Source organism: Bythopirellula superficialaquae (assembly GCF_059632245.1).
This window is the reverse complement of the sequence record NZ_CP197426.1, coordinates 4,803,092-4,824,160: the sequence shown is the minus strand read 5'-3', so window position 1 is coordinate 4,824,160 and position 21,069 is coordinate 4,803,092. Positions and strand designations below refer to the sequence as shown.

Below are 21,069 nucleotides of genomic sequence, written 5' to 3'. Positions count from 1 at the left end.
TCAAGCCTGTTGATACGCCAGCGCGAAGACGAGGTGTTCGTAATCGCGCCAAACCACCATTTTTTCCGGCTTTGCGCCATAGGCGAGCGCTACTCGCTGGGACGGAATATTGGCTGGTCTGATAAGCGAGATCACGCGCTGCTTGCCTAGGGTTTGAAATGCATAATCACGGAGTGCTGTCGTGGCTTCGTGAGCGTAACCCTGACCCCACTGCCGACGCAAAAGCATGTAACCAATCTCTGTTTCGACCATGTCATCGACGTCTTGCTTCAAGATGCCGACTTGGCCGACGGGCTCGCCCGTTTTGTGATTGGCGACATACCAAAATGAAAGTCCGTCGCGCGCTTGTCGCTCAAGCGCGCGACGGAGCCATTCTTGCACACCCGCGCGGTCGAACACGTAGGGATAATGTCGCATCACTTCAGGATCGCAGAGCATCTCGGCTAAAAAGTCGAGATCGGCTTCGGTCAATTCGCGGAACGATAATCGTTCGGTCAAAAGAAATGCGGTCACGTTCTCATACCCTACTGATCACAAATGGTGGCGTTTAGCGTCAAGACTTTCATAGTGAAACCTTTGTGATGGGAGCGATCTCCAGCCGCGCGCAGATTTCCTGGTGCAATTCCTCAACACTCGTGCAACCATTCACTTCCACGACCAGTTCCTTCGAGCGGAACAATTCCACGACCGGCCGCGTTAGCGAGTGATAATCGGCCAGCCGCGCTTGAATCGCTTCCCGATGATCGTCGCAGCGTATTTCGAGCGGTCCTCCGCAGACATCGCAGCAATTTTCCACTGCCGGGCGGTGGTGCATCAGGTTGTAGTCCAACCCGCAACGCGAACAAAGTCGCCGGGCCTGAACGCGCTCGAACACGACCTCATCAGGCACGTTGATTAAGATTACCGCGTCGATGTCATAGCTTTCTAAAAAGAATTCCGCCTGCGGGCGGTTGCGCGGAAAGCCGTCGAGCACGAAACCATAGTTCCAGTCGTGCTCTTCAAGTCGACGGCGAACCACTTCTTCGACGATCTCATCCGAGACAAGTTGTCCAGCGTCCATGATGCGCTTGATGCGTGCGGCAAGCTTGGTGTGCGTTTGAATGTTCCAGCGAAAGATGTCGCCGACGCTGATATGCGTGAGATCAAATCGTTTGCAGAGGAGTTTGGCTTGCGTCCCTTTGCCGCAACCTTGCACTCCCATGATGATGTATTTGTGCATGGCATGTCCCTTCGATTCCCAGAATCTATGTTATCCGCCATGCGTACTCTATTTTCAATCATAAACGGACAAACTTCAAGAACCGCGCGTAGTTGTGAAGCGACAATTCTAGGGTTACGATATGGACGGCTTGTTGATAACGCAAACAGCCAAGCTGTTTGCGCTCACTTTTCTGCAGTTCTGCTCAGCTCTTTTCTTAACTCAATCGCCCAACTGGCGGAGGTGATTCTCATGAGTTCCGACGATTTCTCGAAGCAACAATATATTTCCTTGCGTGCCGAAATCAGCGAATCGAAATCACGCGTGTTTTGGCTGTTGATCGTGGGGATCTTTTTGGTCCTCGCGTCGGGCTACTTGGCCGCGGCACAACCTTCAGCGTTTGCCAATGCCTCGATTCCCTTTTTGTTGCTGGCGATCATGCTCTCGTTCATCGCCGAAGAAAGTAACATCAGCCGCGCGGGCCGCTACTTGCGCGAAGTCGTGGAACCCAGGATCGGCGATTTGCTGGGCTGGGAGCATTGGCTCGAATCGCAGCAGCGCTATCGCGAAGTCGACCGTGCGTTCGTCGTCGGTTTCAGCACGCTGTTTTTGTTATTCTTCGTGATCTCGGCGTCGCTGACGATCAGGCAACTCGATCGTGCTGGCGGACATCAATCGATAGTGTGGAGTTTGGGAGCGGCCTATACGTTGGGGGCCTTTTGCGTGATCTACGTGCTCGCGCGGCATTGGACGGCATCGACGAAGCCTTCCATCGAAGAGGCGGTGGAAGAAAGCTGAGATAGCAGAAGCTATTTCTTCTTTCCTTCTTCCTCACCCGTCTCCAGCACCGCGAGGAAGGCTTTTTGCGGAATGTCGACCGAGCCGATCGACTTCATCCGCTTCTTGCCTTCCTTTTGCTTTTCCCACAGCTTGCGCTTGCGGGTGATGTCGCCGCCGTAGCATTTGGCGGTCACGTTCTTCTTCATCGCCGAGATCGTCTCACGGGCAATGATTCGCGTGCCGATAGCGGCTTGCAGCGCCACTTCGAACATGTGACGGGGGATTTCCTGCTTGAGCTTTTTGATAACCGCCCTGCCCCGCACGTCGGCATCGCGCTTATCGCAAACAATCGACAGCGCGTCGATCCGCTCGTTCTTGACCAGAATATCCATCCGCACGAGATCGCCCGACTCGTAACCCAAGAGTTCGTAATCCATCGTGCCGTAGCCGCGGGTTGTACTCTTGAGCCTATCGTGCATGTCGTAAATCACGTCGGCTAGCGCAAGATCGTAAACCAACATCGCCCGCGTTGGTGAGAGATACTCCGTGCGGACATACGTGCCGCGGCGGTCGCTGCACAATTTCATAATGCCGCCGATGTACTCCGTGGGGAGCACGAAACTCACTCGCACAATCGGCTGGCGGAATTCTTCAATATCCCCCACTTCCGGCACGTCTTGTGGCGTATGAACTTCGATGGTTTCGCCATTCTTTTTGACGATCTCATACGTGACGTTGGGCGCGGTCTGCACAAGATCGATGTCGGCTTCCTGTTCGAGCCGTTGTTGCACAATCTCCATGTGCAACAGTCCCAGGAAACCACAGCGGAATCCGAAGCCGAGGGCATCGCTCGTTTCGGGAGAGAACTCAAAGCTGGGATCGTTGATCACAAGCTTATCGAGAGCCTCACGCAATTGCTTGAAGTCCTGACCATCCGAAGGATACAGGCCGCAGAACACCATCCGTTTGGGTTCTTGATAGCCGGGCAACTTCAGGTCGGCTTCTCCGTCGGTGGTGCTCACGGTGTCGCCGACGTGAACCTTGTCGAGCGACTTGATGTTGCAGATCAAGTACCCCACCTGACCGGCTGCAAGCTTGGACGACGGCTTGCGATGGGGAACAAAGTGACCCAACTCTAGGACTTCATGCACGGTCCCTTGCTGAAGGAACTTGATCTTCTGACCCTTGGTGATCGTGCCGCTCATCACGCGAATGTACGTAATCGCTCCGCGGTATTCGTCGTAGACCGCGTCAAAGATCATCGCTTGTAAGGGTCCCCTAGGATCGCCCTTGGGAGCTGGGACGCGTTCGATGACCGCATCGAGAATCTCCCTGCAACCCATGCCAGTCTTGGCGCTGCACCCCAGAATCTCGTCGGCGTTGACCGCCAGCGTGTGTTCCATCTCCGCTTTGACTTCGTCGGGCCGCGCGTGGATGAGATCCACTTTGTTCATCACCGGCACGATTGTGAGGTCGTGTTCCATCGCGGCATAAGCATTCGCCACGGTTTGAGCTTCCACGCCTTGAAATGCATCGACCAACAGCACGGCCCCCTCGCAGCAAGCGAGCGACCGCGACACTTCATATTGAAAATCGACGTGGCCCGGCGTGTCGATCAGATTCAATTCGTATTTATGGCCTTTGTATTCGTAGTGCATCGTCACGGCATGGGATTTGATCGTGATGCCGCGCTGACGTTCCAAGGCCATGTCGTCGAGCAGTTGCTCTTTCATTTCACGGACGCTCACCGTGCCCGTCACTTCCATCAGGCGGTCGGCGAGCGTGCTCTTACCGTGATCGATGTGAGCCACAATCGAGAAATTTCGAATATATTGAGGTGCGGTCATTGAGGGAGAGGCCGGGGTCGGGGGTCGGAGGTCAGGTGGGGATAGGGGTTGGGGCTGAGTAAATGAATGTGTTGTTATTTTTAATTCTTCTGGCGGTGTTCGAGGCGAGCAAGGCCGGCGGCGCCTACGAAACCCGCATCGCTGCCTAGTCGGGCGAATTCGATCCGCAGCGAATCTTGGAGCGCGGTGAGAATTCGGGGACGGACTTCATCGCGGACCCGTTGGATAAATTTTTCGCCGAGCGGGTGGCCAGCACCACCGAAAGTCATCGCCCCGCCGAGGACAACGCTATCGGGATCGACCGTGTGAATCAAGGTCACGATGCCAATCGCCAGGTATCTGGCCGTGTCCATCACGACTTCCAAAGCGAGCGCATCGCCCGCTTCCGCGGCATCGGCGATCGCCAAAGGAGTGATCTCACCTTCGTCTTTCAGCACGGTCGCCAAATTGCTATCACGTCCTGCTTGCAGCGCGTCGACGGCTCGACCCACAACGCCGTAAGAACCGCAGTAGCCTTCCAAGGTGCCAGTGAGATTTTGCGTATCACGTCGTGCCTGCGGATCGGAATCGATGATGATGAATCCACATTCCGCCCCGCAGCTGTGTGCCCCTTCGATCAAATAGTCCTCGAGCACGATCCCACCACCAATGCCCGTGCCCATGGTGAGCAGCACCATGTTGCGCGAACTGTTGCCCGCGCCTTGCCAATACTCGCCAAACGCCGCCGCGTTGGCATCGTTGGCAAAACGGACGGGCTTGCCGCAGGCTTCGGCCACGCGATCACGAATGGGATAATTCCACCATGTTGGCAAATTCCCTGGTTTGAGAATCATACCGGCCTTAATGTCCATCGGGCCTGGGGTCGCCACGCCAATTCGCGCGACGTCGGATTTTTTTGCTCCGGCTTTGTTCAACAGCTCATTCACAGCCTCGCACATCCGGCGGACGGCATCGTCCGCACCTCGTTCGACTTCGGTTGGCACGGAATGGTAAGCGAGTGTCCGGCCACGGTTGTCGATCAACCCCAGCTTGATGTTCGTGCCGCCGACATCGATGCCGATGAACAGAGGAAGCTCGGCTTCGGCGAGCGTGATAATAAACTTGGAGCCGGTCATGGAAGTGTGGTCATATACTGGTCGAAACGGGAAGAAATCGAACTCACCAGTATAAAATTGCCGCCCCCGGGCCGCAATTCGAGATAATTAGCGGCATTGGCGTTAGCCGGCATCGTCCCGATGCCGTTCAAGTGCATTCTCGGCATCGGGACGATGCCGGCTAACCGTTTCTTAGTGCCGTTGACGCAATATCTTCCCGGAATTCGCACGCGGGGACTTCACCGCAGATCGCTCGCAACTCGGCGGGAATCTCTACGTCGCTCAGGCAATGAAAGTCTCCCGAATACGTGCGGCCAAAAACCAGAAACCGGCAACCTGCCGCAGTGATGTCGGCGATCGCTTGATCGCGCTTGGCAGCATCGTTGCCATAGTATTTGGGATCAGCAATCCGCACGAGCGTGTCGACACCTACGACGAAAGTCGCGTTGGGCACTAACTCGGCCTTCTCGCGAAACGTGGGCGCAGTCGTCAACAAAAGTTCTTTGCCTGGGTCTTGTTTTTGTATGTCGGTGATGCGCTGTTTTATTTCAATGAAGTCGAGCGAAGGCTTATCGACATTGGCGAGCGAAATTTCATAGCACAACTCGCTGCCTAAGCGTTCGACGGCAATCCGCGCCATTTCGCGATGACCTTGATGCAAGGGATTGAACGCGCCGGGAAATACAATCTTTGGTTGCTTGTTTTCGCCACAAAGGACACAGTGTGCTTCTCCAAGTAGAAGTTTTTTCCACGCAGGGTCAGCAACTTGCGACAGTCGTTCAATTTGCTCAGCCGTTTCAAGTTGTTTTTGAAGTTCGCTGTAGCCGATAGAAGCATCAACTCCGCATGCTTCCGCCATCGCAAGCAACACCAGGTCAGCCGCGACTCGTTCTTCGTGTTCGCGAGCTCGTGCTCCCTTGGTGAGTGTTAAAGTCAGTGAACATGTTTGCGTCGCGGTTTGCCATGCCACATGAATGCGATGATCGCCCCGTTTTGGAACATCACTCACAAGGCTGGCGGTGACGCCGATGCCCACGAGTGTTAACGGATCGGCGGTGGGAGAAAGTTTCCGCCCGCGCATCCAGGCCGCCATGGCCATCGCGCGAGCCGTTGGTTCGCTGCAATATTGATCCGGCGTACCCCCCAGCAAATCGGTCAGCGCGCTCGAAGCGTACGGCACCACGGCTTCGATCAGCAACCGCGATCCCCCCGGCACTTCCAGCAGCCTGCCAATCGCCGTGCTGCCTCCCCCCGTGATGGCGATCAACGCCTGCTTACCACTGGAATGGATAGCCGTAATCAGATTTTGCCAAGAAGCCTCACTCACAAGCGCTAATCCGTTGTTTTTTGTTGCTGGAAAGCTACATGATGCCAAAATGCCACGCACTCCGCGACGAAGTTCCGTAAGAATTCCGCTCGATTCCCCCGGGCGAAGTATCTTTGATTTTAGCAAATCCTCCTCGGCATGAACCTTGCAAAATGAACGACGCTTACGGCCAGCTCGACTCCAGCTCACTGAGGCCAGCCATGGCGGACGTCGTCGAAATCAATTCCCTCGTGGATCTTCAATCTTACGCCATCGCGTGGGATTCTCTGGCCCAACAAACGCCCCGCTTCTCGTTCTTTCATACTTTCAGTTGGTTCAACACGTTCTGGAAACATTTCGGGGCGAACCGCCGGATGCGTGTGCTGATCGTACGGTCCGAGGAGACAATCGTCGGGATCGTGCCCCTCTGCGTGGTGGAAGAAGCTCACCGCCTGGCAAAGATCGACGTTCTCACTTATCCGCTCAATGATTGGGGGATGTGGGCCGGACCGCTCGGACCTAACCCATCAGCCACGATGTTCATGGCCTTGCAACACATTCGCCAGACGGAACGCGATTGGGACATGATCGACTTTCGTTGGACTTCAGAAGATCACGACATGACCGGCCGAGCAATGTCGGCGGTCGGTTGGAAACCTCAGAAGAGCGTATATCAACAAACATCGCTCATCGATTTCGATTCGACGGATTGGGAAACCTACTTCAACGGCCTCAACAAAAAATGGCGTCACGAGATCCGCCGCCAGGCGCGGAATCTTGATAAGTTAGGGCCCGTCGAGTTCGTCAGATATCGTCCCACCGTGGGTGAAGGCGATCCGCGATGGGATCTCTTTGATGAGTGCCTTGCCGTATCTCAAAGAAGCTGGCAATCGGATGCCCACAACGGCAATACGATTTGCCATGCCGACGTGCTGCCGTTTCTTAAGGATTGTCACGCCAAAGCGGCGAGACTCGGCATGCTCGACGTGGCGATCTTGCGCGTGGCGGGTCAGCCGCTCGCCTATCAATACAACTATCACCATGCGGGCAACATTTTCGGGCTCCGCATGGGCTACGACCGCCAAGCCCGCGAATTGGGGACAGGAAAAGTTTTGCTGACCCGCTTTATCGAAGATAGTTTTCAGCGCGGTGATCGCGTGCTCGACTTGGGCATCGGCGAATTCGATTTCAAAGCACGCTTTCGCACCGGCGTGGAACAGAGCTACCGCTATAGCTACTACCCGTGGAATTCCTGGCGATCGCAGGGAATCAGAATCACGAAATGGCTGCGGCAACAATTGGCCGCTGAAGAAATAGTGGCAGGTAAACCGGCCCCCGCGTTTTCGGCGTTGAGTTCCCCGGGCAGTGACGTCTGAGGCACGCGACGCACTGGTCGCGTTCCTCAGACGTCTGCCACTGAGGCGCCGTCCCCCCCAACCTTGTTGCTAACTCTTGAAAACCGTCGTTAGCAACAAGCGGCAAAAATTGATGTCCTCGCGAGACTTGCTATTTGAATTGCTTGTAACACTGTCACGAGCCAACTTTCGCGGTCACCTACTGCTGAGGTTCGCTGATGTTGTTGGCGGACTGTTCTTTGAGAGCCGCGGCTTCGCGAGCCAATTTGAATTCCGGCCCAGGTGCGTAATATTGCACGTCGTCGCTCAGATAGTAACCGCTGGGCAAGGTTTGGCCCGCGATGTCCATTTGGCAACCCGTGGTCGCCAAGGACCCGAGCATAAGGAGCCCACTCCAGAGCAGCGTGGCATTGAATCGGGTTTTTCCGGACGAAGTTTTCACAATCGTTGCTCCTGACGGAGGGACCATTTGCCGGACCAATTCCACGTTACCGGCGTCACAATCGTTATCGTCGTCCTGAACGGCAAACTTTGACTTCTGCCGAAGAATTTGCATTTCCGTGGGTGCTACTGCTGACAGCAGCTGGCAGACCCGGTGTTTGTCGGTGTTCTTCCCGGCGGCGTCTTCACCGCGTTTTTGCGGGGGAAATCGCCTTTTCCTGAGAGACTGATAGAATGAAACTACGCGCGCCACTCGCCTGAGATTGCTAGCGGCCGCGGCTTCTTGGAACAGAGACCCCCCGCGCACAGGAAGAACATCGTGCTAGCGACCTTATTCAAACTTCTTCAGCGATCGGCACTCGCGGGATTTTTACCAGTAGGATGTATGCTCGCGGGTTTCACAACCTGCGACTCGGTGCACGGTCAGGGCTCGTTGGCGGTGACCGACACGCTGCCGAGCCAGTACTACTACAATGCAGTATACGACATCTATCGGGGCGAATACCGCGACGCCCAGCGGACCCTCATTCGCGAAGCGAAGAATTCTGTCAGGATTGGCGTGACTCAACGTTGGATCGACGCGATCTGCTATCACGCCTTGTGGGGCGAAGTGCTATATCACCAAGGCCAACCCGCCGCCGCGCTCGAGCAATTCAACGAAGCCTGTGCGATGTTTTTGCAGTACCCCAACTGGGTACTGTCGATTGAATTTCGCGAAGGTCCGCGGCCTGACACTAATCTGTCGCGGAAAGTTCTCCCCTGGGGCCCCAGCACACGAAAATTCGTGCTTGGTGACGTTCCCTCGCAAATGATGATTAGCTTTGGTGATGATCTCAACACCCAAAGCCAAACCGTCCAGCGAGGCGGTGCTCTTCGTCAAATGCAGTATTGGCAAGTGGATGCCGTCGAGATCATCCGCGCGACCGCGCTTGCCATTCGTCGGCGGAACGAGCTTTTGGGCCCACTGGCCCCGTTCGATCCGTTGTCACGCGATCTGGTGAACAAACTGTCCTCGCGGATCACTCCGCCCAACCATTGGTCGAATGTCTGGGCCGATCTCTTACTTGGGCTCGCCTATGCTGGCCAAGGCAATCTCGATCAAGCCTTTCAGCGATTGCAACGCTCCGAGCGCATGGCAGGGCAGTTCGATCACCCGCTCACTTGTATTTCCTTGCTCGAACAAGGTCGGCTTGCGATGGAGGCTGGTAAGTTCGACACGGCCGATCAATTGTTTTTGGAAGCGAGCATCTCGGGGATTTACTATGAAGATCCAGGCGTGATCGACGAGGCTTTTCGCTTCATGGCCATGAACCGGCTTGGTGCGCCAAATCCTCAACCGATACCCGTCTTGGATGCGGCGGCGGCTTGGGCTCAACGCGAGCGTTTCGATCATCTCTATGCACGGTTAAGCTTTACCCGGGCTGAAGAATGGATGAACGCCGACAAATGGAAAGAGGCTGCGGCTGCGCTGCAAGTGGGACAAGCTCAACTCAACGATGCAGCCACGGGACTGCTTGGCAATTGGTCGCGATATCTCGAAGCCCGCGTGCTCGCGGAAATGGGCAAAGAGTCCGCCGTTGACGTTCTCAATGTCTCCATTGCTAACCACTACAACATGTCGTCTCGATTCATGCAGTTGCAGACCACGAATCGTTGGTTCGACGACCAATTGCTACGGGCGAGCGTGGCCATCGAAATCTATCAGAAGATGCTCAGTGATCCCGGTCCCCGCGATTGGGCATTCCGTCCTCTCGACACGCTGGCGATGTTGAAAGCTCCGCTTGAGGATTCCTACGATCGTTGGATCGCCGCGTTGGGCGAGCGGAAGGAAAAAGCCGCAGCCATTGAAGTGGCTGATCTGGCCAAGCGTCGCCGCTTTTTTAATTCGCTCGAACTCGGTGGCCGACTGGCTTCGATCCGCGATACGTTGGAATCGCCCGAAAACATGCTGAGTCCTAGCTCGCGAAGTTTGCGCAACGATCTCTTACTTCGCTATCCCGAGTATGCCGATCTTGCTAAAGCAGGGGAAGCTTTGCATCTACAACTGCGAAATCAATGGAAACCTACCGACGACAAGGCCAGTTCCAAATCACTTGATAGACTTTGGCGCAATTGGGCTGACAATCTCAACGAGCGCGAGGCCTTGGTGTCGCGGCTTGGTTTGAGTCGCGTACCAAGCGAATTCCAATTTCCTCCCGTGGTGGCCGTCGAAGATTTGCAAGCTCTCCTGCAACCTGGCCAAGCGATTGTCGTATTCCACGAAACAGCCAATGGCCTGATGGGATTCTTGTTGACCGACAGTACTTCGACCATCTGGAATTGCGGAACGTCGGCGGCGCTTTCCCGTAATCTCAGTAAATTCCTCGGCGACCTTGGTAATCACGACCGCAACAATTCGCTCGATGAGAAGCAACTTGCCTCAACCGATTGGCGCGAGTCAGGCGAAGTCTTATTTCAAGCGCTCTTTACGGGTTCGTCGTTGGATCTCGCGACCGTGACGGAATTAATCGTCGTTCCCGATAGCGTGGTGTGGTATGTGCCAATAGGTGCCTTGCCGCTCAAAGCCGATGGAGAACCGACGACGCTCAACTCCGTGGTCAAAATCCGAGTTGTCCCCACGATGGGACTGGCTGTAGGACAGGCAGTTCCCTGGCGGCGCGTTCTGCACACCTCGATAGTTGGTGACGAGATCGTTCCCGGCGATAAGGAAGCGGATCGCGAGGCGCAATTGGCCAATCTTCAAGCGGCCATGCCCAGTTTCATTCCGCTCCCCGCACCGCTCCCCGAGTCTCCGCCCGTAGTGGCCACCGCGCTCGATGCCCTCGTGTCGCTCAATGAGTTTGATATCGAGCGGGCCGAGCCGTTCCTGTGGTCACCTTTGCCCGCGGGTCGAGGCGACGAAGGCCGATTGGGAACGTGGGTGAACTTGCCCCGCATCGGTCCGCAGCGCTTATTATTCCCCGGCGCGCACACGATTGCCGAAAAGGGGGGCAAAGCTTCGCGTAAACGCAACGATAACATGCCGCCGGGGAGCGAATTGTTTATCGCCAGTTGCAGTCTCATGTCGAGTGGTGCCCAAACGATTTTGCTGAGCCGGTGGCGCGTGGGGGGGCAATCGACCTTGGATTTGATGCGCGAATTCATACAGGAATTGCCGCGTGCGTCGGCAGCCGAAGCCTGGCAGCGCTGCGTGGAAGTCGCCAAAGAATTGCCGCTCGAGCCAGGGCTCGAGCCGCGTGTAAAGCTTAAAGATGCGAGTACTTTGCCCACGGCGGGACATCCGTTTTTCTGGTCGGGCTATTTGTTGGTCGATGCCGGCGTACCACTCGAAGCACAACCCCTAGTGGAAGTGCCTGTGGACGAAGTCAAAAACGATGTAAAACCGGTCGGTCCAACACCCGTGCAAGGTAAACCAGCAATCCCTCCTCAAGCGCCGGTACCGGTCCCCGCAAAGTGATCGTTTTACAGAAATGCTGAGAATCTTATGGCGTCGTTCCGCAGTGTGAGTTTGTTGATAGTCGCGCTGCTGAGCGTAGGTACGAATAACATCGTTCAAGCGGCTAAGTGGCAGGTCTCAGCACCCACGAGTGTCGTTATTGACACCTCGCTTTTTGCGGTCAATGAGTTAAGCGGTATCACCTACGCTGGGCCGAGTACAACAGAAAATCACTACAACTTCTACGCTGTTCAAAACACGGGCGGCAAGCTGATCTCGATCGACGTGCAGTTGTCGCCCACGGGTTCGCTCGTGTCGGCAACCGCCACAACGTCGCTGTCATTGGCAGCAAATCTAGACTTTGAAGGGGTCGCCTACACGAATCCTATTCGTAACAGTGTGTTTCTCGCCGAAGAAAACAGTCCTGGCGTCCGTGAATACAGTCTCGGGACAGGGGCTGCGCTGCAAAGCGTGGGCATCCCCAGTGTGTTTGGCAATCGATTGAGCAATTTTGGCTTTGAATCGCTTGCAAGGAGCCCCGATGGCACGACGATGTGGACGACCAACGAAGAGGCTCTTTCGGTTGACGGTCCCAAATCAACGACCAGTGTTGGCACAAGGGTTCGACTGCTACGGATGGATGTCGTGGGCGACAGCGTGACAACCGCCGAACAATTCGTCTACCAGACCGCACCCATCCATGTTTCGGGAAGTGACACTCGACGTCGCAGTGGTGTCTCCGATCTCGTCACTCTTCCCGACGGTACTCTTTTAACGCTGGAACGTTCGTTTGGCTTGGCGTTACCCCTAATTTACAAAAATAGTATCTACGAAGTCGGTCTTACCGGAGCCACCGATGTCAGCGCGAGCGAATTCAGCACCGGTTTGATTGGCAAGACTTATACACCCGTCACCAAGGAGTTGCTTTGGTCGGGTGCAGCGGCGGCCAGCACGGGTCAAAATCTCGAAGGGCTCACACTTGGTCCACGGCTCGCCAACGGCAACTGGCTCTTGATGGGAGTCGTCGATAACAATTCGGGAGCAGATTTCATCAGCCAGAATACTCTGGTCACGTTCGAACTCTCAGCAATTCCCTCAGCCGATTTCGATGAGGATGGCGACGTCGATGGCCGCGATTTCCTCGCCTGGCAACGCGGCACGGGGACTATGATTGGTGCCACACACTCGCAAGGCGATGCCGACCGTGACGGCGATATCGACGCTGCGGATCTGGCGATTTGGTCCGAGGCATATGGCGCGCCGGCGATTGTCGCAGTGGCAGCGATCCCAGAACCAAATGCACTATTATTGCTTGCGTTTGGTGCGGTGTTGATTGTTGGCAGACGCCCGTAAGCGACATCACAGCGTTGCATCGGCGTGATAAATCACTTCGACTAACACGCCGGGTTGCAGATCGATTTCGGCTGGCAGGGCGATGCGAATGGGTAAGCCGCGCTCGGGAACCGCGGGATTGACTGCCAACGACGTGGGGATCGATTCGATCTGACGGCCCACTTCTTCGATTTCGCTCTCCACGACCTTGGCACCCACGGCCCGTGAACGAAGAGTCACCCGCATGCCGGGCAGGGGCTCGAAGCGAGTGGCTTCGGGAAGATAGCTAACGATGTAGCTGCCGTGATCCGCGGCAAGCGTGGCGATGGGTGCCCCTGCATGAAGTCGTTGGCCGGGCGAGCAAAACACATCCACGAGCGTGCCACTAATCGGTGCTCGCACGAGGAGAGCATCCGCTTGATTGCGCAGTTGCAGCGCGCGAATGGCCAGCAACTGTCGCTCATTGCGTAGCTCGGTGAAATGCTCCCGCGCCGCGGCGGGAAGTTCAACGGGTAGCGTTTGTTGTTCCAACGATTCGGGACTAGTGACACGATCCCCAGCCGCACCGAGTTTCACTTGCGCGGCTAGCGCTTGGAGTTGATTTTGTTCTTGCGTGACCAACTGAGTGAGTTGATCCTTCACGCCAATCGCGGCGTCTTTGGCGAAGTAATCTTGCCAGGCCGTCAATTCTTTTTGCAGCACCGAGGCGTCGTGATCGAACTGTTGCTTGCCAGCAAGCCATTCGCTGTCATCGTATTCGGCAATGATGTCCCCTTCGCGAACATGATCGAACAAACTCCATTGCAAGCCCGTGTGGTGTGGCATGCGGGCAATCATGCCCGAGGCTGGGCTCATGATGTCGATTCGTAGTGTCGAAACGCGGCCCACGCCTTGAACACTTTGTGCCTGGGAACGCCACAAAGCCAGCCAAGCTCCGACCGAGAGTAACAGACAAATAACCGGCAGCGCTCGCACGCGCAAACGACGAAGGCGCACGCTGCGTGCAAGCGGCACTTTGCCGACGGAATCACGATCATTTTGTGCAGTGGCGTTAGCCATCGATATTAGCTTTCATTTTCATCGTCATACACGGTGAACGAGAGTTCTTGCACGTCCCCCGTAGCGGCCAGATCGCGTCGCATTTGTTCGCGGAGAGAGGGATTTCGTAGCAACAGTCGGTAGCTGAGTACACTGCGGGCATCCGGGCTTTGCCGTTCGCCGGTGAGCAGCAGTCGGTCGGAATAGCGGTTCAAAACCCGTTCAATGCTGGCCCGCGTGGCGCCACCATCCGCAGGGGCTAACAGCGACAACACCGCGTCGAAGCGATGCCGTTCGCCGAATTGGGTCCACCACAAATAAAACATCACTGACATAATCACCACCGCGCCAATCAACGTCGTGGCATAGCGATAAGTGCCCGCCCCCATGCCTTCAACGATCGCCCATAGAATAAAGGTCGTATCGCGAGTGTCTTTGAGCACGTTGCGGAATCGCACGACCGCAAACACGGCTAAGAGTCCGAAAGCGATCATCAAACTGCCGGACATCAGAATCATCATGAGCGCGACGATCACCGGCAGCACGACCAGTGAAGCCACGAACGATGACGAATAAGAGGGCGACGTGTGGGTCGCCATGTAAATCCAGCCGACAAGCTGGCCCACGATAAAGGCCAGTAGCAGCGAAACCAAAATCGTGACTGGCGGCGGAGACGCGCCAGAATCGCCGTACTGCAAGACGCTTAGCCAATCCATCATGCCACACCTCGGACGCTGGGCTTAAGTCGCAACGCATCCACTGCGTGGACATATTTTGGAAACGAAGTACGCTGCAAACCAAAATCACGCACCAGATCGCGCATCCAGGCAGGTACACGGCCGGCATACTTGAGTTCAACGACCACTTGATCGGCAAACACCTCAGCGCGCTCCGTGGGTAAGCGAAAACCGGCCGTTGGGTCATACGGCAAACCGGCAATGTGGCGGTCGAACGTCACGCGGACTTCCTCAAGCTCGAGTCCCACATAGGCCTCGCGGCGATACGAAACAAACGCACAACCGCGCGCCGAGAGGCCCGCCATGCGCCGGCGAAATTCTTCGAGCGCGATGATCGATTTTTCGCTCGGATCGATTAAGTCCTGTGTCGTTAACGTCATGCCAGCTAGTAGCGCCGTGGCGGAAGGTTTGCTTACGATGGCTCGCAGCTTGTGGATCGCATCGGTGGTGCGCGATTTCACTTCCAGAAACACGGGGGCTTGCGGGGCTTCGTCATAAAACCGCATCCGCAGCTTGTAGCGATTCTTGACCCCTTCGGTCGTTTCCCGATAGAGCTCGTGCCAAGGGCTATCAAGATAGAGGCTGTGAACGTGGTAACCCTCGGAATCGCCGAAGGGCATATAGCGGTCGGGGGCGAGATAAGCCCGCACAAAACTACGCAGCGCGACCGCGGTCGTTTCGTTGACGAGATATTTGTGTTCGGAGCGGCCAGCGTCGTAACCCATCGACATATTCCTATTAACACCGCGTGTTATTCTAAGTTCTGCTTGTCGATAGGTTCGTCGCCATTGCGGCTACAAAGCGAGCGAATCAGCTTTTCGCCCGTATCGTCGGACATAAAATGCACCGAGCCATCGCACATGGCAAAATGAGCCCCACCGGGATGCTCGCTGAAAATCCGCTCTTCGTACCAGGCCTTAGGCGTTTTGGCGTCGTTGATCTTCTTGTCGATATGCGTAACGTTGTTACCCGACGCCCAGGCGCCGTGGACCGAGTCGATCACGCCGTCTTTGATGCCAGCACCACGACCCGTGCATTCGGTAAGCCACACCGTGTTCGACAATCCATCGATCACATCCGAAGCCTTGATCGCGGGTGGGTCTTCGAGCTTATCCCCGTTGGGAAGTCCCTTCGTTCCGATCAGTATGCCACGCTGCCGGCCATAGACTTCTTTGCTCGCGGGATTCTTCGCATCTTTATCGGGACCCGAGATACCCAGGTAATCCAAGCATCCCAAACCATCGCCAGCGAGTGGCGACATATTAAATAGCCGCGCGTCGGTTGTGCGATGCTCTTCGATCAGCGACGTACTCGGGCAAAGATAAACGCTAATCACCTGCGAAGACGCCGGCATGTTCGTCGCAGCGGTGAACGGCACTTTGAAATCGAGCTGATCGGCCACCGCCTGCTGTTCGATGAATGGCAGCAAGATCGCCGACCAAGCCATCGCATACGTGCCGGGGTCTTTGCGCGGACCAGACCACCGTTGCCCCGCGGGAAACTTTTTGTTGGTGGCCTCGAAGTTCAGCGCGCCCGTCGAGAGCTGCTTCAAATTGTTGGAACATTGAGTGCGGCGGCTTGATTCCCGTGCAGCTTGCACGGCCGGGAGGATCAGCGCCACGAGCACGCCGATGATGGCGATGACCGTCAACAGTTCAACCAGCGTAAAAGCGTTCTTGCCGTTGCGCAGTTTCATAGGGCGAATGACCGAGAGCAGAAGAGATCGGGCCAGAGCAGCCCGCAACCCATTTATTGTAATTGCCAGGAAAAACTGGGCAAATACCTGTCGGCTGCATTTAGCGGGTCAGACGATTGCAACAACAAGCTATTCGGAGAGCGTGGACTTCAAGTTCGGTCCCCATGGCGGCAGTGGAAACAGTTTCAGCGGTTGAAATTCCCCTTCGCTGATCGTGTAGTAGCCGGTGCTCGTGGCATCAATCGCAATCGCTTCGCCGTTCTTGGCTTGCGGCTTAGTACGCACGGGAATCGCCTGGGGCAACGTCGTCGAGAAGGTCAGCATCAAATTTTTTTGCGGATCACGCGGCCAAAGCCAACCTTCCTTTTCGCTCCGCAGCACAAACCACCGCCCATCGCGGGAGATATCGCCCGCCGAGATACTGCCGACACCCAGCGTCGTGAGCAGCTTAAGTTCGGTGGGTTGCTTCGGCTTCAAGTCGGCGAGCGGCACGTGGTAGATCTTGGTCGCCTTTTTTTCCTTCGTGGCAATCAACAGCTCGCGGCTGATCGGGTCGATGAACAGCGCCTCGGCATCGTGCGGACCGTCGGGATAAGTGAGGCGAAAATCCTCCATCTGCGCCCGCAAGTATTCCGGGCGATCTCCGTTTGCCAGAACCGGTTCGACCGTGCGATAAACGCGGATCTGCGGACGACGGCCATCATTGTCACCAATGTCGCCGATATATAAGTAGTCTTTCCCTTCCTCAGGCCCTGGCCCGCTGGCGACATCTTCAAAGTCGACCATCGCGTTCGGCCATTCAAGCACGCCCACGGTTTGTCCCGTCGTGCGGAGCGCAAACAGCCGATAGGTGGGCCCATCATTATGTAGCCACACCACGCCAGGATTCACATGGCTGGTGGTGATGCCGGAAATCTCTTGTAGTTCGCCGGTTTGGACGCGGCCAACGGTCTCGCCCTTGGGTTTGGCGTACGCAGCTTCTTGCAACGCTACTGCAATGAGTGCTATTAGAAAAATCAATCGAATCATGGTTCGGATACTTCTGCATCGATGCTGACAGGCGCGGGAACTGCGGCCGACGGCATCATTGGACTTACCGGTTTGAAGAGAATATCTAGCCGTAGATCACCGGTCCACGGATCGTAGTCGCCGAAGCCGTCATCATCGCCTGGGCTGCCCTGATCGTCAATTTTATTGAAACCAACGCTATACAGAATACAAGCCGGGTCTTGCTTGATGTATTGCAGGGCCTTTTTGTGTGGTAACAGCGGATCGACGGGTATCACCCTGAGATAGTCAGGCACGAGATCATTAATTGTCTCTGGCCAATGCCCTGTTTCTTTTTGATAGAGCCTGAGCGCCAATTCCACTTGCAAGAGCCTTAGAATAGCTAAGTCCCGCTGCCTAGCCGCTAGATAAGTATCTTCAGAATCCATTTCCAGATCGGTCCACTTGGCCAGCCTGAACAACAAATGCCCATACCAGCCATTGGCGTTTTGCGACCAGATATGATCTCTGTCAATAAATCCGTCGCTCGTTTCGCGTAGGGACTCCATTTGTTGTAAATCGGAAATAAGATCTGGAATCTGCTCACCGGGAATAGAATCGATCATTTCGTACAGGCCGCGGCAGCCTGTATTGGAACAAGCAATCCCAACGAGATCGTCAATCATCAAACCGCCACGGCAGAACGTGGCTCCAAACGTGACGGTATCCAAATAGGAATCAATGGCTTTCTTAAGTTGCTGTTGTTTGACAGCCAGTCTCGCTTGTGCATCAAAGCCCCGCGCCAATGAGCGGAACCCCTGAATGTATTCTAGGGGAAGACTGCCGTTGATGTACTCGGTCTTAGCCTCAACGTCTTTCTTCAAACCTACACGCACGCGATCAAGGGCCAGGCTGACCTCGTCATTAGCTGTTTGGAGTTCCGACTCCGTAGCAGTGGAAGCATCATAGTTGCCGCTGTTGACCATGAGTTGATCTGTCATGAGTTGCCCCGCCGCGACGAAATCATCGTAGCCATTGGGATTCGGAGCTTCCGTTGTTGGAATTGGCGCGGGATTCATCAACATAATAAACGTGGCTAGTGCAGGTGCAGCGACTGCAAACGTCAAGAGAGCAAATAAAGGCTGTCTAAAACGAAGTGACCGTTTGGAAATAATTCTCAGCGAGGATGAAACGAGTGCGCAACTGAAAGCTGTTACGATCATTGTTGTCAGAAGAATACCCACCCAAATGAGAATCAGATCGTCTTCGCCATAGGTGCCATAGAAATAAAGCGACAGATATTCCGAATTCGGTGGCCAGCCTGACGCGCCATCAATGCTGCGTATGAACCAATCGCCGTAGGCAACGGGCAAAGAAATCGCACTGAGGCCTAACGTGGCGAGCAGGGATCGTACCTTCCAATTGTCGGACTCTCCAAAAGCTATCCACGATCCAAATCCTGTCGCCAAGCCTCCTGTTGATCCAATCAGTACGACGCTTTGCCACGCAAGCCAGTTGAGTTCAGGGGTACTTACGAGAACGGTTGCCACGACCGCCAACGGGACCATCGCCAGCAGCACGGTTCTTATAGAAAACCGCGATTTGAAAAACGCTTCGTCGTTCTTCCGCGCGGTGCGCCACTTTGCCAACTGAGTTCCACCGGCTACCACGACCCCTTGAATCACGAACGCCACGAACGGCTCGTAGGCGGGAATCAACAACACCGGCGCAATCGCGGCGAGGAACAGCATCGTCCGCCAGAACCAATGAGCGCGCGAAGTCGCCGCCCACAGGGCCAATAAGCCCACGGTCGTGAGTGCCGACGTCAACAGAATCGCCACCGCATAAGCCATGGGGCGATTATAGCATCGATCACTGTAGTCGACCTCTCCGAGGTCGGAGAGGCCGAGCCGAGGTCAAAGACCTCGGCTACAGCACTCCCACTACTTCGTCATATCCCAATGCTCGGGCGAACGCCATAAGCCTGAGAGCAACAACTCGCGAATGAACGTGAGTTCCTTGGGAAGACGATCGTACAACTTGAAGAACAGTTCGTCGTGCGAAGCGATTTCTTGCATCCATTCGCCACGCTCGACGCTCATGAGTTGCTCGAATTGCTTTTCCGAGAACTCCAGCCCGCGCCAATCGATGTCCTTATATTGGGGCATCCAGCCGAGCGGGCCTTCGATGCTCGCGGCCTTGCCTTTCGACCGGCCGACGATCCACTTCAAGATCCGCATGTTCTCGCTGAACCCTGGCCAGAGGAATTTGCCGTCGGCGTCCTTGCGGAACCAGTTAACGTTAAAAATCCGCGGCGGATTGGGAAGCTTCCGGCCAAAGTCGAGCCAGTGCCCCAAGTAATCTCCCATGTGATAGCCACAGAAGGGAAGCATCGCCAGCGGATCACGCCGCACTTGGCCTTGCTTGCCAAACGCTGCTGCCGTGGTTTCGCTTCCCATCGTCGCGGCGGTGTACACGCCGAAGGCCCAGTTAAATGCTTGATACACTAGCGGCAAGACCGTCGCGCGGCGCCCGCCAAAGATGAACGCCGAAATCGGTACACCGTTGGGATTGTCGTACTCAGGATCAACGCACGGGCATTGCGACAACGGCGCGGTGAATCGCGAGTTCGCATGCGCGGCCTTTTCCTTGCTGTCGGGGGTCCAATCGTTCCCTTTCCAATCGATCAAATGCGCGGGAGGCTTCTCGGTCATCCCTTCCCACCACACGTCGCCATCGTCGGTGAGGGCAACATTTGTGAAGATGGTATTCTCGTGGATCGAAGCCATTGCATTGGGATTCGATTTTACGTTCGTTCCCGGGGCAACGCCGAAGAAGCCGGCTTCGGGATTGATCGCGTAAATCTTGCCGTCATCGGCAGCCTTAATCCATGCGATGTCGTCTCCGACGCAGGTGACTTCCCAACCTTCTTCTTGGAATTCTTTGGGTGGAATTAACATCGCGAAGTTAGTTTTCCCACACGCGCTGGGAAAGGCGGCGGCAACATAGGTCTTCTCGCCTTCGGGATTCTTCACGCCGGTGATGAGCATGTGCTCGGCGAGCCAGCCTTGTTCCTGTCCCAGCACCGAAGCGATGCGAAGCGCAAAGCATTTCTTGCCAAGCAAAGCATTGCCGCCGTAGCCACTGCCGTAGCTCCAGATCGAGCGCTCTTCGGGGAAGTGGACAATATATTTGTCCTTGGGATCGGTCGCACAGGGCCAAGCCACATCTTCTTGCCCAGGTTCGAGCGGCGCACCGACCGAGTGCAAACACTTGATGAATTCCCCATCGCCCAAAGCCTGCAGCGCTGCTGTTCCCATGCGAGTCATAATCCGCATATTCACAACCACATAAGGCGAATCAGTAATTTGAATACCGATGTGCGACAGGGGCGAGCCCAGCGGTCCCATACTGAAGGGGATCACATACATCGTGCGGCCGCGCATGCACCCTTCAAACTTGGGGGCTAGCATGGCCTTCATTTCGCGGGGAGCCATCCAATTGTTGGTCGGTCCCGCGTTGTTCTTGCTCAGTGAGCAGATATAAGTCCGATCTTCCACGCGGGCGACGTCGCTTTCGTGGCTGCGAGCCAAAAAGCAGTTTGGCCGCTTCTCGGGATTGAGCCGAATGAAGGTGCCGCTGTCGACCATCTCTTCGCAGATGCGGTCGTATTCTTCTTGCGAACCGTCGCACCAATGGACGCTGTCGGGTTGGCAGAGCGTAACCATTTCATCGAACCAGGCGACAATCTCGCGATTCTTAACAACTTTGGGAACGGCTGGGGCGACAGCTGACATCGAACACTCCTCACGAGGACTAACG

17 protein-coding genes are annotated in these 21,069 nt (G+C 55.7%); 4 read left to right on the top strand and 13 right to left on the bottom strand.

What is annotated here, in order from left to right; all coding sequences use genetic code 11:
- A complete protein-coding gene (locus tag SH678x_RS19870; protein WP_496920200.1) occupies positions 1-513 on the bottom strand; it encodes a GNAT family N-acetyltransferase in 513 nt (170 codons plus the stop codon).
- Positions 514-562: 49 nt separating this feature from the next.
- Positions 563-1,219, bottom strand: a complete 657-nt coding sequence (locus SH678x_RS19865) for an adenylate kinase family protein (protein WP_496920199.1) — start codon at positions 1,217-1,219, stop codon at positions 563-565.
- Positions 1,220-1,450: 231 nt separating this feature from the next.
- Between SH678x_RS19865 and SH678x_RS19860 the strand changes: the two genes are divergently transcribed.
- The gene (locus SH678x_RS19860) at positions 1,451-1,996 is read left to right on the top strand and encodes a hypothetical protein (RefSeq protein ID WP_496920198.1); all 546 of its coding nucleotides are present in this window, start codon (positions 1,451-1,453) and stop codon (positions 1,994-1,996) included.
- A gap of 11 nt (positions 1,997-2,007) precedes the next feature.
- On the opposite strand, the gene lepA is transcribed toward SH678x_RS19860, so the two are convergent.
- The 3 genes from lepA to SH678x_RS19845 form a co-directional block, all read right to left on the bottom strand.
- Positions 2,008-3,825 carry a translation elongation factor 4 gene (lepA, locus tag SH678x_RS19855; protein WP_496920197.1) on the bottom strand — a complete coding sequence of 606 codons (1,818 nt, stop codon included), beginning with the start codon at positions 3,823-3,825 and terminating at the stop codon, positions 2,008-2,010.
- Positions 3,826-3,905: 80 nt separating this feature from the next.
- A complete protein-coding gene (locus SH678x_RS19850) occupies positions 3,906-4,940 on the bottom strand; it encodes an ROK family protein (protein WP_496920196.1) in 1,035 nt (344 codons plus the stop codon).
- Positions 4,941-5,100: 160 nt separating this feature from the next.
- Positions 5,101-6,246: a nucleotidyl transferase family protein gene (locus SH678x_RS19845; protein WP_496920195.1), complete on the bottom strand. Its 1,146-nt coding sequence runs from the start codon at positions 6,244-6,246 to the stop codon at positions 5,101-5,103.
- A 152-nt stretch (positions 6,247-6,398) separates the two neighbouring features.
- Between SH678x_RS19845 and SH678x_RS19840 the strand changes: the two genes are divergently transcribed.
- Positions 6,399-7,601, top strand: a complete 1,203-nt coding sequence (locus SH678x_RS19840) for a GNAT family N-acetyltransferase (protein WP_496920194.1) — start codon at positions 6,399-6,401, stop codon at positions 7,599-7,601.
- 178 nt (positions 7,602-7,779) lie between these two features.
- Here SH678x_RS19840 and SH678x_RS19835 read toward each other — a convergent pair whose 3' ends face one another.
- On the bottom strand, positions 7,780-8,022 hold the full coding sequence (locus SH678x_RS19835; protein ID WP_496920193.1) for a hypothetical protein: 243 nt from the start codon (positions 8,020-8,022) through the stop codon (positions 7,780-7,782).
- A gap of 318 nt (positions 8,023-8,340) precedes the next feature.
- Here SH678x_RS19835 and SH678x_RS19830 point away from each other — a divergent pair, with 318 nt between their 5' ends.
- A complete protein-coding gene (locus tag SH678x_RS19830; RefSeq protein ID WP_496920192.1) occupies positions 8,341-11,478 on the top strand; it encodes a tetratricopeptide repeat protein in 3,138 nt (1,045 codons plus the stop codon).
- Between the two features lie 27 nt (positions 11,479-11,505).
- A complete protein-coding gene (locus tag SH678x_RS19825) occupies positions 11,506-12,810 on the top strand; it encodes an esterase-like activity of phytase family protein (protein ID WP_496920191.1) in 1,305 nt (434 codons plus the stop codon).
- 6 nt (positions 12,811-12,816) lie between these two features.
- Here the strand turns inward: SH678x_RS19825 and SH678x_RS19820 are convergent, their stop codons facing one another.
- From SH678x_RS19820 to SH678x_RS19790, 7 genes are all read right to left on the bottom strand, one after another.
- A complete protein-coding gene (locus SH678x_RS19820; protein WP_496920190.1) occupies positions 12,817-13,848 on the bottom strand; it encodes an HlyD family secretion protein in 1,032 nt (343 codons plus the stop codon).
- A gap of 5 nt (positions 13,849-13,853) precedes the next feature.
- Positions 13,854-14,546, bottom strand: a complete 693-nt coding sequence (locus tag SH678x_RS19815; protein WP_496920189.1) for a DUF4956 domain-containing protein — start codon at positions 14,544-14,546, stop codon at positions 13,854-13,856.
- A complete protein-coding gene (locus tag SH678x_RS19810) occupies positions 14,543-15,289 on the bottom strand; it encodes a VTC domain-containing protein (protein WP_496920188.1) in 747 nt (248 codons plus the stop codon). The genes SH678x_RS19815 and SH678x_RS19810 overlap by 4 nt, the downstream gene beginning before the upstream one ends.
- A gap of 26 nt (positions 15,290-15,315) precedes the next feature.
- On the bottom strand, positions 15,316-16,260 hold the full coding sequence (locus SH678x_RS19805) for a DUF1559 family PulG-like putative transporter (protein ID WP_496920187.1): 945 nt from the start codon (positions 16,258-16,260) through the stop codon (positions 15,316-15,318).
- A gap of 129 nt (positions 16,261-16,389) precedes the next feature.
- Positions 16,390-17,289, bottom strand: coding sequence for a hypothetical protein (locus tag SH678x_RS19800; RefSeq protein WP_496920186.1), 900 nt, complete (start codon positions 17,287-17,289; stop codon positions 16,390-16,392).
- Positions 17,286-19,100: a hypothetical protein gene (locus SH678x_RS19795; protein WP_496920185.1), complete on the bottom strand. Its 1,815-nt coding sequence runs from the start codon at positions 19,098-19,100 to the stop codon at positions 17,286-17,288. Before SH678x_RS19795 ends, SH678x_RS19800 begins: the two co-directional genes overlap by 4 nt.
- Before the next feature lie 90 nt (positions 19,101-19,190).
- Positions 19,191-21,044, bottom strand: coding sequence for a phosphoenolpyruvate carboxykinase (GTP) (locus SH678x_RS19790; RefSeq protein ID WP_496920184.1), 1,854 nt, complete (start codon positions 21,042-21,044; stop codon positions 19,191-19,193).
- Positions 21,045-21,069: the final 25 nt, after the last annotated feature.